At 67.6% G+C, this 15,904-nt stretch carries 8 protein-coding genes; 1 reads left to right on the plus strand and 7 read right to left on the minus strand.

Translation table 11 applies throughout. The annotated features are described in order from the left end of the window. Nucleotides 1-47: 47 nt before the first annotated feature. The 6 genes from CCZ27_RS11025 to acs form a co-directional block, all read right to left on the minus strand. Nucleotides 48-2,093 (minus strand): sodium:solute symporter family protein, encoded by a 2,046-nt coding sequence (locus CCZ27_RS11025; protein WP_096448154.1) that lies wholly within the window; start codon nucleotides 2,091-2,093, stop codon nucleotides 48-50. Between the two features lie 37 nt (nucleotides 2,094-2,130). After that, nucleotides 2,131-4,368, minus strand: coding sequence for a 3'-5' exonuclease (locus CCZ27_RS11030; RefSeq protein ID WP_096448156.1), 2,238 nt, complete (start codon nucleotides 4,366-4,368; stop codon nucleotides 2,131-2,133). Nucleotides 4,369-4,371: 3 nt separating this feature from the next. Further along, entirely contained in the window at nucleotides 4,372-4,740 is a 369-nt protein-coding gene (locus tag CCZ27_RS11035; RefSeq protein ID WP_096448158.1) for a response regulator transcription factor, read from the minus strand. Nucleotides 4,741-4,758: 18 nt separating this feature from the next. Continuing rightward, nucleotides 4,759-7,509, minus strand: coding sequence for a sensor histidine kinase (locus CCZ27_RS11040; protein ID WP_096452429.1), 2,751 nt, complete (start codon nucleotides 7,507-7,509; stop codon nucleotides 4,759-4,761). Between the two features lie 11 nt (nucleotides 7,510-7,520). Further along, a complete protein-coding gene (locus tag CCZ27_RS11045) occupies nucleotides 7,521-7,718 on the minus strand; it encodes a hypothetical protein (RefSeq protein ID WP_198363353.1) in 198 nt (65 codons plus the stop codon). Between the two features lie 203 nt (nucleotides 7,719-7,921). After that, nucleotides 7,922-9,883: an acetate--CoA ligase gene (gene acs / locus CCZ27_RS11050; RefSeq protein ID WP_096448162.1), complete on the minus strand. Its 1,962-nt coding sequence runs from the start codon at nucleotides 9,881-9,883 to the stop codon at nucleotides 7,922-7,924. Nucleotides 9,884-10,131: 248 nt separating this feature from the next. Here acs and CCZ27_RS11055 point away from each other — a divergent pair, with 248 nt between their 5' ends. Beyond that, nucleotides 10,132-11,664: a fumarate hydratase gene (locus CCZ27_RS11055; RefSeq protein WP_096448164.1), complete on the plus strand. Its 1,533-nt coding sequence runs from the start codon at nucleotides 10,132-10,134 to the stop codon at nucleotides 11,662-11,664. A gap of 136 nt (nucleotides 11,665-11,800) precedes the next feature. On the opposite strand, the gene CCZ27_RS11060 is transcribed toward CCZ27_RS11055, so the two are convergent. Further along, a complete protein-coding gene (locus tag CCZ27_RS11060; RefSeq protein WP_232516629.1) occupies nucleotides 11,801-15,904 on the minus strand; it encodes an EAL domain-containing protein in 4,104 nt (1,367 codons plus the stop codon).

Here is a 15,904-nt window from a genome sequence, read left to right on the forward strand (position 1 = left end):
CGGCGCGGCCGGCATGGAAGCCGGGCCGCACCGCGGCGCAGGTCCCGTCAGTTCACCGGCCTGCTCTTGCCGGGAAGCTGCGGATACCGCACGTAGTCGACGAGATCCTGGATCTCCTTCGGCGGCGGCGGCGTGAGCAAGCTCACCACGATGATGATCAGGAATCCCAGTGGCACGCCGAACACCCCGGCCGAGATCGGGTTGATGTCGAACCAGGCGTTGCTCATCGTGCCGCCGAAGAAGGGATGCGTGCGCGCCATGTAGTACAGCGTGACGCCGAGGCCGGCCAGCATCCCGGCCACCGCGCCCGGCCGGTTCGCCCGCTTCCAGAAGATGCCCAGCACCAGTGCGGGGAAGAAGGCCGACGCCCCGATCGAGAACGCGAGACCGACCAGGAACAGGATGTTGTCCGGCCGCAGCGACGCCACCCAGGCGGCAACGGCGGCGACGATCAGCAGTTGCGACTTGGAGATCACCAGCCGGCGGTGCGTCGTCGCCTCCGGGTTGATCACCTTGTAGTAGAAGTCGTGCGACAAGGCGTTGGAGATCGTCAGCAGCAGGCCATCGGCGGTGGACAGCGCCGCGGCAAGACCGCCGGCCGCCACCAGGCCCGAGACCACGTAGGGCAGGCCGGCGATCTCCGGCGTCGCGAGCACGATCACGTCGGTGTTCAGGCTCAGCTCCGCCAGTTGCAGCACGCCGTCGCCGTTCATGTCCTCGATCCGCACCAGGCCCACCTTGCCCCAGGAGGCGACCCAGTCCGGCAGGATGTTCAGCGTCGAGCCGACCACGTTGTAGTAGACCTCCCACTTGGCGAACACCGCGTAGGCCGGCGCGGTGACGTAGAGCAGGAAGATGAAGAACAGCGACCAGAGGACGGAACGGCGCGCATCGACCACGCCCGGGGTCGTGTAATACCGTATCAGGATGTGCGGCAGGGCCGCCGTTCCCACCATCAGCACGAACATCAGCGCGAGGAAGTTGTTGCGCACGATGCGCGATTCCGACGCGGATGCGCCGGGATGCGCTTCCGCGTGACGCGGCGGCGACCGCGACCGCTCCAGCGCCTCGGCCTGCACGCGCTCCCAGCGCTGCCGCGCATCGGCAGGCGAACGCGGCAGGTCGCGCAGCGCGCGCTCGGTCAGCGCGATTTCGCGGGCGGGGGAATCGTCCAGGCGCAGCCGGTTCAGGCGCTCGACCAACTGGCTGCGCTCCGCCTCCAGCGACAGCGGGAGTTCGGCGATCTTGCGCTCGTATTCGGCAGCGCGCAGGCGGTAGAGGTTGCGCACCTCGATCTCGCTCGGCGCATCGAAGAGTTCGCCTTCCCGCGCGGTGATCTGCTGCAGCACGCCGCCGTAGACGGCTTGCGGAATCGGAATGCCGGTGAGCTTGTAGGACAGGATCACCACCGGTACCAGATAGGCCACGATCAGGATCACGTACTGCGCGACCTGGGTCCAGGTCACCGCGCGCATGCCGCCGAGGAAGGAGCACACCAGGATGCCGGCGAGGCCGACGAAGAGGCCGATCTCGAACTCCATGCCGACGAAGCGGCTCGTCACCAGCCCCACGCCGTAGATCTGCGCGACGAGGTAGACGAAGCTCGCCAGCACCGCGGCGGCAAGTCCGACCACCCGCGCCACGTTGCCCTGGTAGCGCGCACCGAGGAAGTCCGGGATGGTGTATTGCCCGAACTTGCGCAGGTAAGGCGCGAGCAGGAGCGCCACCAGCACGAAGCCGCCCGTCCAGCCGGTGACGAAGGCCAGCCCCTCGAAGCCGGCGAAGTACAGCGTGCCGGCCAGCCCGATGAACGACGCCGCGCTCATCCAGTCGGCGGCGATGGCCATGCCGTTGAATACCGCCGGCACCCGCCTGCCGGCGACGTAGTATTCGGACACGTCCGAGGTCCGGCTCATGACGCCGATGCCGGCATAGATCGCGATGGTCACGAACAGGAAGACGTGGCCGATCACCCGCTGCGACAAGCCGAGGTACTCGCCGACGGCAAGCAGGCCCACGAACACGATGAAGCAGACGGTGTACCAGGTGTAGTAGCGCCGCAGGCGGCGCGCGAAGGCCGACTGGCTGCTCATGCGCACGCCCTCCCTTCGCTCGCGGGCGACGGGCGCATCAGTATTTCACCCGTGCGTAATAGGTCTTCTCCGCCGCCTCGCGCGCATCGCGCAGGGTGAGGATGCCCTTCTCGGCCAGCAGCGGCAGCAGCTTGAGGAACACTTCCGCGGTCACGATCGCATCGCCCAGCGCGGTATGGCGGCCGATGATGGTGAGGCCGAGGCGTTCGGCGATCGCTTCCAGCCGGTGCGATTCCTGGCTGGGATGGATGACGGCCGACAGCAGCAGCGTGTCGAGCACCGGCTGGTCGAAACGGACCCCGGTGGCGGCCTCCTTGAGCTGCAGGAAGCGCATGTCGAACGCGGCGTTGTGCGCCACCAGCACCGTTTCGGCGGCAAAGGCGTGGAAGGCCGGCAGCACCTGGGCGATCGTCGGCTGTCCGCGCAGCATCGGTTCGGTGATGCCATGGATGCCGGCCGACTCGGGCGCCAGCGGACGGCCGGGGTCGACCAGTTGCTCGAACGATTCGCTGCGCAGCAGCTTGCCGTTGAGGATGCGCGTGGCGCCGATCTGGATGATCTCGTCGCCCTGCGAGGGATTGAGTCCGGTCGTCTCGGTATCGAAGACCGTATAGACGAGTTCGGAGAGCTTGCGGTCGTCCAGCGCGTGGGATTTCTCGGACCACTTGAAGAGGTCGAAGTCGTAGTACTCGGGCCTGCTCTCGCCGCGCAGGAAGACGTCCGGCTCCACCTCGGCCTGCGGCGTCGCCGCCGGCAGCAGGATGCGGAAGAAGGCCCGGTGCCTCACCTTCTCGCGTTCCAGCCACATCTCGCCGTCGTGGCGCTCGACCACGTCGCGCACGGTGAGCGGCGTGCTCTCGCCCTCCAGCCTCATCGGCTCGAGTTCCCAGCTCATGACCGTCTCGGTGCTCATCGCCTGTCCGGACCAGATGAGGTCGAAATGCGCACGCCGCCCCGCGCCGGTCAGGCGCAGCCGCAGTTCGCGCACCTCGAATTCGTCCGACAGCCGGCTGGCGAGGTAGGTGAGCGCCTGCATCAGCGAGAAGCTGTCCACCTTCACCCACACCGACTCGTCGACCTCCTCGAGCTTGATCGGAAGCTGCAGCCGGCTCGCGATGCGCCGCTGCACCGCCGTGACCAGGTCCACGCCGAGCATTTCCTCGAGCGGCCAGCGCGCCTTCAGCGAATCGGCGAACTCGGTGGCGATGTCATTGAGCCGCCGGCTCATCGCCTGCACCTCGTCGCGGATCACGCCGCTGAAGCGCTCGCGCAGCTCGTCCTGCAGGTCCGGATATTCCAGCATCTCGGCCGCCGCGCGCACGTTGGCGAGCGCCGCGCGGTTGCCCTCGGTGAGGTCGTGCAGCATCTGGTCGCGGCGCGATTCGGTCTCGAAATGGCGGGTGATGTTGTCCAGCATCAGGATGAAGCCGGTGACGGTGCGCTGCACCGGCGCACCGCCTTCGTTGCCGGCCTCGTCCTGCCCGCCGTCGCCGGCGGCGGGCGCGGTGTCGCCACCCTCTGCCTCCTCGGCGGGCGACGCCAGCACCGGCGCCATCTGCACCCGCAGCAACTGCCCGGCGCGGGTGGTCGTGACGAAATTCGCCTGCGCCTGGGCCGCGCCCCGCCGCAGGCGCTGCTGTATGGTTTCGAGCGCATGCGCCACCAGGCTGCGATCGAAGACGCCGTAGATCGAACGGCCCAGGCCGAGCATTTCGCTGCCGCCGACCGCGGGCGCCTCCGACAGGGCGCGGAACTGCTGCCGCGCGCGGCTGTTGTAGAGCAGGACGCGGCCGTCGAGGTTGCACACCACCACGCTCTGGGTGAGTTCCGACATCAGCGCCGCAAGCCGGTTCTTCTCCTGCTCCACCGATTCCTTGGCGCGCGCGATCTGGGCTTCCACGTCCGTCAGCAGCGCATCGCGCTGCTCCGCCAGTTCATTCACCGTCTTCGCCAGCGCGCGCACTTCCGGCGGCCCGTCGGGCTCGACGCGAAAGCCGCGGTTCGCCCCCAGCATCAGCCGCAGGTTCTCGGACATGCGCAGCAGCCCCTGCACGTATTGCCGGAACAGCATCCGGATCACGCCCACGCCGGCGGCGAAGCCGGCGACCGTGAGCAGCGTGCCGAGCGAGATATGGGGCGCGATGAGATCGACGAGCCGGCCGCGCATTCCGCCCGGCGTCTCGACCCACACCAGCAGCGCAGTGAGCAGGAAGGGGCCCGTCATCAGCAGGCCGAGCACCACCACTGCCAGCATGAAGCGCGTGCGGGCGGACACCGTTCAGGACTCCAGCAGGCTGCGGACCTTCTCCACCAGCTCCTTCGTCGAGAAGGGCTTGGTCATGTAGGCATCGGCGCCCAGCGCCAACCCCTTGGTCACCTCGGTATCGCGGCCCTTCGCGGTCAGCATCAGGATGCATACCGAGGCCAGCGCGGGATCGGCCCTCACTTCCTGGCACACGTCGAAGCCGCTCTTCTTCGGCATCATCACGTCGAGCAGCACCAGATCGGGGCGGTCCTCGCGGATGCGACGGACCGCCTCGTCGCCGTCGTTCGCGATCGTCACCTCGTACCCCTCGCGCTTCATCAGGAATTCCAGCGAGATGACGATGTTCTGTTCGTCGTCGGCGATCAGGATCTTCTTTTTCATGCATTCCTCCCCTCGGCGTTATTCTAGTTCATCGGCGGCACGAGCCGCAGGCAGCGGCAGCGTGAAGGAGAAGGTCGCTCCCGCCGCCGAATTCGCCGACAGCCACAGTCGCCCGCCGTGGTGCTCGACGATCTGCCTGCTGATCGGCAGCCCCAGGCCGGTACCCTGGGGGCGCGAGCGCTCGTCGCCGCCCTGCCGGAACTTCTGGAAGATCACCCCCTCCATCGCAGGCGGAATGCCGGGGCCGTTGTCTTCCACATCCACCCGGATCTCCCCGCCCCCGCAGGTCAAGGTCGCGCGGACGCGTCCTTCGCCGGCCGGCACGAACTTGGCGGCGTTCGACAGCAGGTTGAGCATCACCTGCAGCAGGCGGTCGTGGTCGCCCAGCACGACCGGCACGGCGTCCGGCAGATCCAGTTCGACCTGGGCGCCGCGGTCGCGGAAGACCTGGCCGGTCGCCACGACCGCGTGCTGCACGAGTTCGCGCATGTCGATGTCGGCGGTGTGCCACTCGGCGTGGCCAGATTCGATCTTCGCCATGTCCAGCACCTGATTCACCAGCCGCGTCAGCCGCTCGGTCTCCGACACGATGATGCCGAGAAAGCGCTGGCGGTCGGCCACGTCGATGTCCGGGTCGTCGAGCAGCATCTCCGAGAATGCCCGGATCGAGGTCAGGGGCGTGCGCAATTCGTGCGTGACCGAGGACATGAAGTCGTCCTTGAGGCGATCGAGTTCCTGCAGGCGTTCGTTGGCGGCCCGCAGCTCGGCCGTCGCCGCCTCCAGCGCGCGCGACTTCTCCTCGAGCTTGCGCGAATAGGCGCGCACCTGCGAAGCCTCGTCGAGGATGTCCATCACCTCGCCCAGCCCCAGCACCTCTTCCTGCACGACGGTAGACACCATCACCCGCGCCGAGGCGCTGCCGATCGCGCCGGCCAGCAGCGACTCGGCGAAATGCACCAGTTCCGCATCCGCCTTCAGGTGCGCCGCGTCGGCCACGCCGCGGGAAAGGGCGTAGGCGGCAAAAGCCTCTTCGCTGCGGCGCTGGCCCAGGAAGCGCGCCACCAGCGGCACCAGGTCGCGGACCTCGGCGCTGCCGCGCCAGAAGCTCGTCGGCAGCCCGTCGCCGCGCCGGTATACATCGACGAACAGCATGCCCTGGCTCGCCTCGGCCCCCGAAGGCGTGCGCAGCAGCGAGACGCCGACATAGCTGCCGATGTTCGCCAGCAGGCTCCAGAACAGCGCATGGCTGATGTTGTCGAGGCCGGCGAGCCCGAACAGTTGCTCCGGCTTGAGCCACGCAGCGCCCAGGAATCCCTGTTCCAGGAAGGCGGGATCGAGCCAGCCCGACTTGGCGAACGAGGGCAGCAGCAAGGTGTAGACCCAGACCACGAAACCGGCGAGCAAGCCGGCGAGCGCCCCCTCCCGGGTACCGCCGCGCCAGTACATGCCGCCCAGCATCGCCGGGGCGAACTGCGCCACCGCGGCGAAGCTGATGAGGCCGATGCTGACCAGCGCGTAAGCTTCGCCCGCCAGCCGGAAATACGTGTAGCCCAGCAGCAGCACGGCGATGATCGCCCCGCGCCGGATGCCCAGCAGCAGACCGGTCAGATCCTGGCGCGCGCCGAGCGCGAGCCGCCGGCTGCGCAGCAGCATCGGCATCACCAGGTCGTTGCAGACCATGGTCGACAGGGCGATGACCTCGACGATGACCATGCCCGTCGCCGCCGACAGGCCGCCGACGAACACCAGCAGTGCCAGCGCGGCGTCGCCGTGCGCCAGCGGCAGGGTCAGCACGAAGGTGTCCGGGTCCACCGTGCCGCGTCCGAAATGCAGCAGCCCGCCCAGCGCGATCGGGATCACAAAGAGATTGATCGCCAGCAGGTAGGCCGGAAAGGCCCAGGTCGCGCGCCTCAGGTGCGATTCATTGACGTTCTCCACCACCGCGATCTGGAACTGCCGCGGCAGGAAGATCACCGACAGCATCGCCAGCAGCACGTGGGCGAACCAGCCGCCGTAGCCGGTGCGCCGCATGCCGTCGAACCCCAGCAGGCCGGCCAGGTCGGGATGCGCCGCTGCCCGCGTGTAGAGATCGCCGAACCCGTCGTACAGCACGTAGGTCACGTAGATGCCGACCGCCAGGAAGGCCAGCAGCTTCACCACCGACTCGAACGCGATCGCCGCCACCATGCCCTCGTGGCGCTCGGTCGTGTCCAGGTGCCGCGTGCCGAACAGGATGGTGAACGCCGCCAGCGTGAGTGCGATGTAGAGCGTGCTGTCGCCCCACCAGCCGAGCAGGCTGGTCAGGTGGAAGACCGGATCGCGATCGCCCACGAGCAGCGTGTAGCCGCTGGCGATCGCCTTCAGTTGCAGCGCGATGTAGGGCACCGTGCCGACCACCGCGATCACCGTGACCAAGCCGCCCAGCAGATGGCTCTTGCCGTAGCGCGAGGCGATGAAGTCGGCGATCGACGTGATCCGATGGCTTCGCGCGATGCGGATCATCTTCAGCACGACGAGCCAGGCCAGCGCCAGGCCCAGCGTCGGCCCGAGATAGACGGGCAGGAAGCCGATGCCGCCCGAAGCGGCACGGCCGACGCTGCCGAAATAGGTCCACGCCGTGCAGTACACGCCCAGCGACAGCGTGTAGGTCCACGGGTTGGCGATGATGGAACGGCCCTGGTCCGCCCTGCGATCGCCGTAGTAGGCCACGGCGAACAGCACCAGCAGGTAGGCGAAGGATGCGCCGACGATCATCCAGCTCGGCAGCATGGCCTCGCCGGTCAACGCGAGCCCCTCTCGACGATCCAGGCGATGGCGATCACCAGGCCGAGCCAGACGGCGAACAGGTAGAAATGCAGCAGCGGAATGCCGAAAGGCCGTTCCGGCCGATCGAACAGCGAAAGCAGCGGATAGTTCAGCAGCAGCAGGCCGGCGATGAACACGGCAACCAGGCGCTGCCCGGCGAGACCCTTGCGCATCATGCCCCTCTCATGATGACGGCGGTTCTTCGAGTATAGCGGTAACGCCCGCCTGCTCTTGAGGGCAGGTCGGGCGTCCCGTATTCGGCGGACGTCGCTTGCGCGCGTCCAGTCTCCCCCACTTCGCCCGGCTCTTGGGCCGGGCTTCCTCCTGTCAAACCGAATGCCGGCGGACGCGCCATGGGCACGTCCGCCTCTGCCGATCAGCCCTTGAGCTGCTCGAGGATGGCCGGGTTCTCCAGCGTCGAGGTGTCCTGCAGGATCTCCTCGCCCTTGGCCAACTGGCGCAGCAGGCGACGCATGATCTTGCCGGAACGCGTCTTGGGCAGGTTCTCGCCGAAGCGGATGTCTTTCGGCTTGGCGATCGGCCCGATCTCCTGGCCCACCCAGTTCTGCAGTTCCTTGACCATGGCCGTGGCCGCGTCGCCGGTCGGACGCGGGCCCTTCAGCACCACGAAGGCCACGATCGCCTCGCCGGTCAGGTCGTCCGGCCGGCCCACCACCGCCGCCTCGGCCACCTTCTCGTGGGCCACCAGGGCGGACTCGATCTCCATCGTGCCCATGCGGTGGCCGGAGACGTTCAGCACATCGTCGATACGGCCGGTGATGGTGAAGTAGCCGGTGTCCTTGTCACGGATCGCGCCGTCGCCGGCCAGATAGAGCCTGCCCTGGAAATCGGCCGGGTAGTAGGACTTCACGAAACGGTCCGGATCACCCCAGATCGTGCGGATCATCGCCGGCCACGGCTTCTTCACCACCAGGATGCCGCCCTGGCCCCACGGCACTTCGGTACCGGTCTCGTCGACCACCGCGGCCTGGATGCCCGGGAAAGGCAGCGTGCAGGAGCCCGGCACCAGCGGCGTGGCGCCCGGCATCGGCGTGATCATGTGCGCGCCGGTCTCGGTCTGCCAGAAGGTGTCCACGATGGGGCAGCGTCCGCCGCCGACGTTCTCGTGGTACCACTCCCAGGCCGCCGGGTTGATCGGTTCGCCCACCGAGCCGAGCAGGCGCAGGCTGGAGAGGTCGTACTTGGTCGGATGGACCGCGGGATTGTTGTCGGCCGCCTTGATCAGCGAGCGGATCGCGGTCGGCGCGGTGTAGAAGATGGTGACCTTGTGGTCCTGGATCATCTTCCAGAAGCGGCCGGCGTCCGGATAGGTGGGCACGCCTTCGAAGACGATCTCGGTCGAGCCGCTGGCGAGCGGGCCGTAGGTGATGTAGGTGTGGCCGGTGACCCAGCCGATGTCGGCGGTGCACCAGAAGATGTCGTCCGGCCTGATGTCGAAGGTGTACTTCATCGACAGCACAGCCTGCAGCAGGTAGCCGGCGGACGAGTGCTGCACGCCCTTCGGCTTGCCGGTCGAACCCGAGGTGTAGAGGATGAACAGCGGGTGCTCGGCCTCGACCCACTCCGGCTCGCAGTCGTCGGACTGGCCGGCGACGACGTCGTGGAACCAGCTATCGCGCCCGGCGACGATATTGCATTCGCCGCCCGTGCGCTTGACGACGATCACGTTCCTGACCGTGTCGCAGCCGCCCAGCGACAGCGCCTCGTCGGCGATCGGCTTCAGCGGCAGGGCCTTGCCGCCGCGGAACTGGCCGTCGGAGGTGATCACCGCGACGGCGCCGGCATCTTCGATGCGGTCGCGCAGGGCGTGCGCGGAGAAGCCGCCGAACACGATGGAGTGGGTCGCGCCGATGCGGGCGCATGCCTGCATGGCCACCACGCCCTCGATCGACATCGGCAGGTAGATGACGACGCGGTCGCCCTTCTTGACGCCCATGCCGCGCAGCGCATTGGCGAACCGGCAGACGCGGCCCAGCAGATCCTTGTACGTGACCCTGGTGACTTCGCCGTTGTCGGCCTCGAAGATCAGCGCGACCTTGTCGCCCAGGCCGTTGGCGACGTTGCGGTCGAGGCAATTGTAGGAGACGTTCAGCTTGCCGTCGGCAAACCACTTGAAGAACGGCGCGTTGCTTTCATCCAGCACCTCGGTGAACGGCACCTTCCAGTCCAGCAATTCCTTGGCACGGCGCCCCCAGTAGCCTTCGTAGTCGTCCTCGGCTTCCTTGCACAGCGCGCGATAACCATCCATGCCCGAAACCGCGGCATTCTTCACCACTTCTTCCGAGGGGTTGTAAAAACGGACTTGCTCGTTGGACATGCTCACCTCTCCTCAACTGATCGAATGGTCGAAGGCGACCCTCGCGGGTCGGCCGGTTGAATCCGGCCTTTGAAAATCCAGTGCTCCGTTATCGATTGCCCGAGCCTGCTGTTTCTGTTGCTCCCATTTGAAAATATTTATCTTACACAGGACTTACACAAAGAGCCGCAGGACCTGCACCGTTGCCGGTGCTAGAATTTTGGGCTCTTCCGGCATTCTGCCCCCACGTCATTCGGAGACCAAGCGCCATGACCATCATTTGCGAAGAAGACCTCATCCAGTCCGTGGCGGATGCCTTCCAGTACATCAGCTACTACCATCCGCTCGACTACATCAAGGCACTGGGCGAAGCCTGGGAGCGCGAGGAAAGCCCGGCAGCGAAGGACGCCATCGCCCAGATCCTGACCAACTCGCGCATGTCGGCCGAAGGCCACCGGCCCATCTGTCAGGACACGGGGATCGCGGTCGTGTTCCTCAAGGTGGGCATGGACGTGCAGTGGGACGCGAAGATGAGCGTTCAGGAAATGGTCAATGAAGGCGTGCGCCGCGCGTACAACCACCCCGACAACAAGCTGCGCGCCTCGGTGCTGCTCGACCCCGCCGGCAAGCGCGCCAACAGCAAGGACAACACCCCCGCCGTCGTGCATTACGAGATCGTGCCGGGCGACCACGTCGAGGTGATCTGTGCGGCCAAGGGCGGCGGCTCGGAGAACAAGTCCAAGATGGTCATGCTCAACCCGTCCGACTCGATCGTGGACTGGGTGTTGAAGACGGTGCCGACGATGGGCGCGGGCTGGTGTCCGCCGGGCATCCTCGGCATCGGCATCGGCGGCACGCCGGAAAAGGCCATGCTGCTGGCCAAGGAAGCGCTGATGGCGCCGGTGGACATCCACGAGCTGCGCGACAAGGCGGCGTCCGGCGCGGCGCTGACCCGGGTGGAGGCGCTGCGCCTCGAGCTGATGGAAAAGGTCAACGCGCTCGGCATCGGCGCGCAGGGTCTGGGCGGCCTCACCACGGTGCTCGACGTGAAGATCATGGACTATCCGACGCATGCCGCGTCGCTGCCGGTGGCGATGATCCCGAACTGTGCCGCCACCCGCCACGTTCACTTCCACCTCGATGGTTCCGGCCCGGCCAGGCTCGACACGCCGAAGCTGGAAGACTGGCCGCAGGTCACCTGGAAGCCGGACACCAACGTCGCTACCCGCGTCGATCTCGACACGCTGACCAAGGAGGAAGTCGCCTCCTGGAAACCGGGCCAGACCCTGCTGCTCAACGGCAAGATGCTCACCGGCCGCGACGCCGCGCACAAGCGCATCCAGGACATGCTGGCCAAGGGCGAGAAGCTGCCGGTCGATTTCACGAACCGCGTGATCTACTACGTCGGCCCGGTCGACCCGGTACGCGACGAGGTGGTCGGCCCGGCCGGCCCCACCACCGCGACGCGCATGGACAAGTTCACCCGCATGATGCTGGAGCAGACCGGCCTCATCTCGATGATCGGCAAGTCCGAGCGCGGCCCGGTCGCCATCGAGGCGATCAGGGACAACAGGTCGGCCTACCTGATGGCGGTCGGCGGCGCGGCCTACCTGGTGTCGAAGGCGATCAAGGAAGCAAAGGTCGTCGGCTTTGCCGACCTCGGCATGGAGGCGATCTACGAATTCACCGTGCGGGACATGCCGGTGACGGTCGCGGTCGATTCCAGCGGCACCAGCGTGCACGACACCGGCCCGAAGGAGTGGCAGGCCCGCATCGGCAAGATCCCGGTCGCGATCGCCTGACGCCGTACCCGCCTGACGCCGACCCGTGCGGCACCCGCGGCAGCCCTTGCGGCTGCCGCGCCCGAAGCCCGGCCCTGCGCCGGGCTTTTCCTTGCTGCCGTTCCTCACCCCCTTCCGCCCGGTACGCCGACCCTGCTCAGCCACGCTCCCGCATGAGCTGGGAATGAAGCAGCAGATCGTCCAGCCTGCTCCGCAGTTCGTCCAGCAGCGCGGCCGCGTCCGGTTCCGCCGGGCCGCTACAGCGCCTGACCGCGTCCACACCTTCGTGGAAGCGCGCGTGGTGCTGCCGCAGCAGGCCGACGGCCGTGTCGGCGCGCGCGCCGTCGCCGGCCGCGTCGAACCATCGGTGCAGGCTGCAGTCATGGGGTGCTCCCGCACCGTCGAACGGCATGCCGGAGGCAACGGCCGTGACGAGCTGCCTCAGCAGGGCACGGTGCTCCACCTCGCTGTACAGCAGCGCCATGTCCTCGCGCGCGAGCACCCGCTGCCGCCGCCACGAGGCCGGCGGCGACCATGAGAACGCCCATCTGACGAGTTCCGTGGCGGGCATCGGCAGCGCGATGCCGAAGCCTTGCGCCACGTCGCACCCCAACTGCAGCAGCAGCCGGCCGTGCGCCTCGGATTCGACGCCCTCGGCGGTGACCTCGCGCCGGAACGCCCGCGCCAGACCCAGGACCGCCTCCAGGATGGCGAGGTCCTCGGGATCGTCCAGCATGTTGCGCACGAACAGTTGATCGATCTTCAGGCGCGCGGCGGGCAGCCGCTTGAGATACGCGAGCGACGAATAACCCGTGCCGAAGTCGTCCAGCGCAAAGGACACGCCGATCGCCGCACAAGCCTCCACGATCCGCGTCACCTGGGTCATGCTCTCCAGCGCGCTCGTTTCGAGCACTTCCAGTTCCAGGCTGCCGGGCGACAGGTGGGGATGGGCGGCCAGGGCCGATTGCAGCATCAGCATGAAGTCGGGCGAATGCAGATGGCGCGCGCTGATGTTCACGCTCACCGGCACGTCGATGCCCTGCGCCTTCCACCGTACGATCTGCGCCAGCGCCTGGCCGATCACCCAGTTCCCCAGGTCCACCGCGAGCGGATGATCGGCCACCGTGGGCAGGAAGGCGGCGGGCTCGAGCAGGCCCTGCTGCGGATGGTTCCAGCGGATGAGCGCCTCGGCACCGACGAGCACTCCCGTCCGCATGTTCACCTTCGGCTGGTAGAACAGCGCGAACTCGCCCTGGTCGAGCGCCTGCCGGATACGGCCCAGGCTCTCGTGCCGGCTGCGCTGGCTGCGGTCATGCGCGGTATCGAAGATGTGGTGGCGGTTCTTGCCGGCCAGCTTGGCCTCGTACATCGCCAGATCCGCCTGGCGCAGCAACTGGTCGGCATCGACTTCCTCGCCCTGCGGATACAGCGTCAGGCCGATGCTGGCCGACACGTTGAGGTCGTGCCCCGCGACCCGCACGCTCTGGGCCACGGCGGACAGCAGCCGCTGGACGAGCAGCAGGCAGGAATCCGTATCCTCGAGGTCGATCAGCACCGCGACGAACTCGTCCCCGCCCAGCCGCGAGATGCTGTCGCCCTCGCGCAGCACCGCCTTCATGCGCGCCGCGACGGTGGTCAGCAACTGGTCGCCGGCCTGGTGGCCGTGCCTGTCGTTGACGGCCTTGAAGCCGTCGAGGTCGATGTAGGCGACGGCGAGCCGCGTCCCGCGGCGGCGCGACTGGGCCATGCTGCGCTGAAGGCGGTCCTGCAGCAGCACGCGGTTGGGCAGGCCGGTCAGCGCGTCGTAGTGGGCGATGTATTCGAGCTGCGCCTCGTGCTCCTTCTGGATGGTGATGTCGTTGAGCGTGCCGGAGAAACCGATCACCGCGCCGGCCGCATCGGTCACGGCGCGCGCATTGACCTCGACCCAGCGGAAACTGCCGCCGATCCGCTGGTAGCGCACCGCCTGGGTCAGCGAATCGGCCTCGCGCCGGTGCAGGGCGTCGAACATCTCGAGATGCTGGGCGCGGTCCTCCGGATGCACGTAGTCCGAGCACGGGCAGCCGAGCGCGCGCTCGACCGGATGGCCGGTGATGTCCAGCCAGGCCCGGTTGAGGAATACCCACCGCCGCTGCCGGTCGATCTGGAAGATCACCTCCTTGACGCCCTCCACCACCGACCGGTAGCGCGCCTCGCTGGCGCGCAGGGTGTCGTCGGCGCGCTTGCGCTCGAGCACGCCGGTGAAGGCGTTGCCCGTCAGGGCCAGCAGCGTCTTCTCCTCGTCGGACCAGTTGCGCGGCGCATGCACCGCATCGAGGCCGATGAAGCCGATGACGCCCTTGCCCGCCACCATCGGGACGGCCAGCACCGACTGTATGGACTGGGCACCCAGGAGCTCGCGGTCGAGCACGGCCTCGGCCGGCAGACCGGCGACGCTCGGGAAGTCGACGACCTCGAGGCGCCGGATGGTGCGGCAGAAAAGCATCTGGTCGTCGAAGGGAATCCCCTGCAGGCTGTCCTTCTGCGACTGGATGCCGGGCGCGCACCATTCATGTGTGTTGCTGACGTACAGGCCGTCGTCCGAGACCTGGAACACGTAGGCGCGGTCGGCCTCGGCAAAGCTGCCGATGAGACTGAGCGCGCGGTCGATCAGCGGGTCCAGCTCTTCGGGGCTCGCGGGAATCAGCTCGGCGGCGATCTGCGACACCAGGCGCTCGAACATGATGCGGCGGTTCAGCGCCATCTCGCTGCGCTCGCGCTGCAGTTCGGCGCTCACGCGATCATCGAAGATGTCCATCAGCGACTGGACCGCCTGCTCGTCGCCGATCGGCGTGCGCTTCAAGCCGGCGATCAGGCCGATCGACCTGCCTTCCTTGTCCACCAGCGGCGTTCCGCAATAGGCTTCGATACCCAGTTCCGCCAGCATCCTGTCGCTGCTGAAGCGCTGCGCGACGTTGCGCGGATGGATGCAGGGCTGCCGGCCGAGGACCTCGGCGCAGGGCGTGCCGGCAAGCGGATAGGAGATCGGGAGCATCGCGGCGCCGTCCTGCCAGCCGCCGCGCACGTCGACGACCTCGGCGCCGGGCCTGATCTGGCCGACGAAGGCGATGTCGAGTTCCAGCGCCTCGGCGAGATGCCGGCTGACGGCCTCGTAGAACGCGACGCCCGACAGCAGGGCGTAACGCGCCGCCAGGGCGTCCAGCGCCATCTCGATGCGCTTGCGGTCGGTCACGTCGATGCAATGGCCGATGTAGCCGCTGAAGGCGCCGGCGCTGTCGCAGACCGGACTGCCCTCGTCGGAGATCCAGCGATAGCCGCCATCGGCATGGCGCAGCCGGTATTCCATGCGGAACGGCTCCCGCCGCGCAAACGCGCTCGCATAGATGCCGGCGCAGCGCCGGGCATCGTCCGGATGCACGCCCTGCATCCAGCCGTCGCCCAGCTCCTGCCCGAGCGTGCGGCCGGTGAAACGCAGCCAGGGTTCGTTGAAATACGTACCCGACATGCCGGTGCCCGAAGTCCGGATCAGCGCGGAGGCGCTGTTGGCCAGCGTCCGGAAATGCTGCTCGCTCTCCTGCAGGGCCAGTTGCGCCTGGTTGCGTTCGGCCTCGAGGCGCAGCGCGACGATCATGTTGCCGCAGGTCGCCAGCATCGGCTCGAGTTCCCCGACGAGATTCTCGGTATAGCCCTGCGGAGCATTCGCCAGCCCGACGACGCCGATCGACTGGCCGGCGTGGAACAGCGGCAGCCCGAGGAAGGAACACAGCAGCGGGTGCCCGGGCGGCAGACCGCCGCTGCGCGGATCGCCGGACGGATCGTTGGAGATGACCGGCCGGGCGGTACGCACGACCTCGCCGAACAAGGTGTCGAGATTGCGGAACTCGAAGCGGCCGGAGCGCAGGCGCTCGTACGCGGCGCGCGTCTCGTCGCACCAGCCGATGTTGCTGAGGCCATGCATGCGCAGATAGGGCTGGCCTGCCTCGTCGTACAACACGTCGGCAATGAAGCCATATTCGCTGTCGGTCAGTTCGAGCAGGTGCCCGATCATCTGCTCGAATGGTTCGTAGCCGTCGCTGCCGATCAGGAAACCACGCTGGAACCGCGACAGGACGGACAGCATCGTCGCCTGGCGTTGCGCCCGTTTCTCGAGGCGCACGATGCGCGACGACTGCCCGCGCGCCGGGTCCGGCCGCCAGCCCCTACGTACGGGCCGGGTCACGATGTTCTTCGATTTCTTGCTCTTGCGCGCGATATGCGACAT

Origin of the sequence: Thauera sp. K11, from assembly GCF_002354895.1 — a bacterium.
GTDB classification, from domain to species: domain Bacteria; phylum Pseudomonadota; class Gammaproteobacteria; order Burkholderiales; family Rhodocyclaceae; genus Thauera; species Thauera sinica.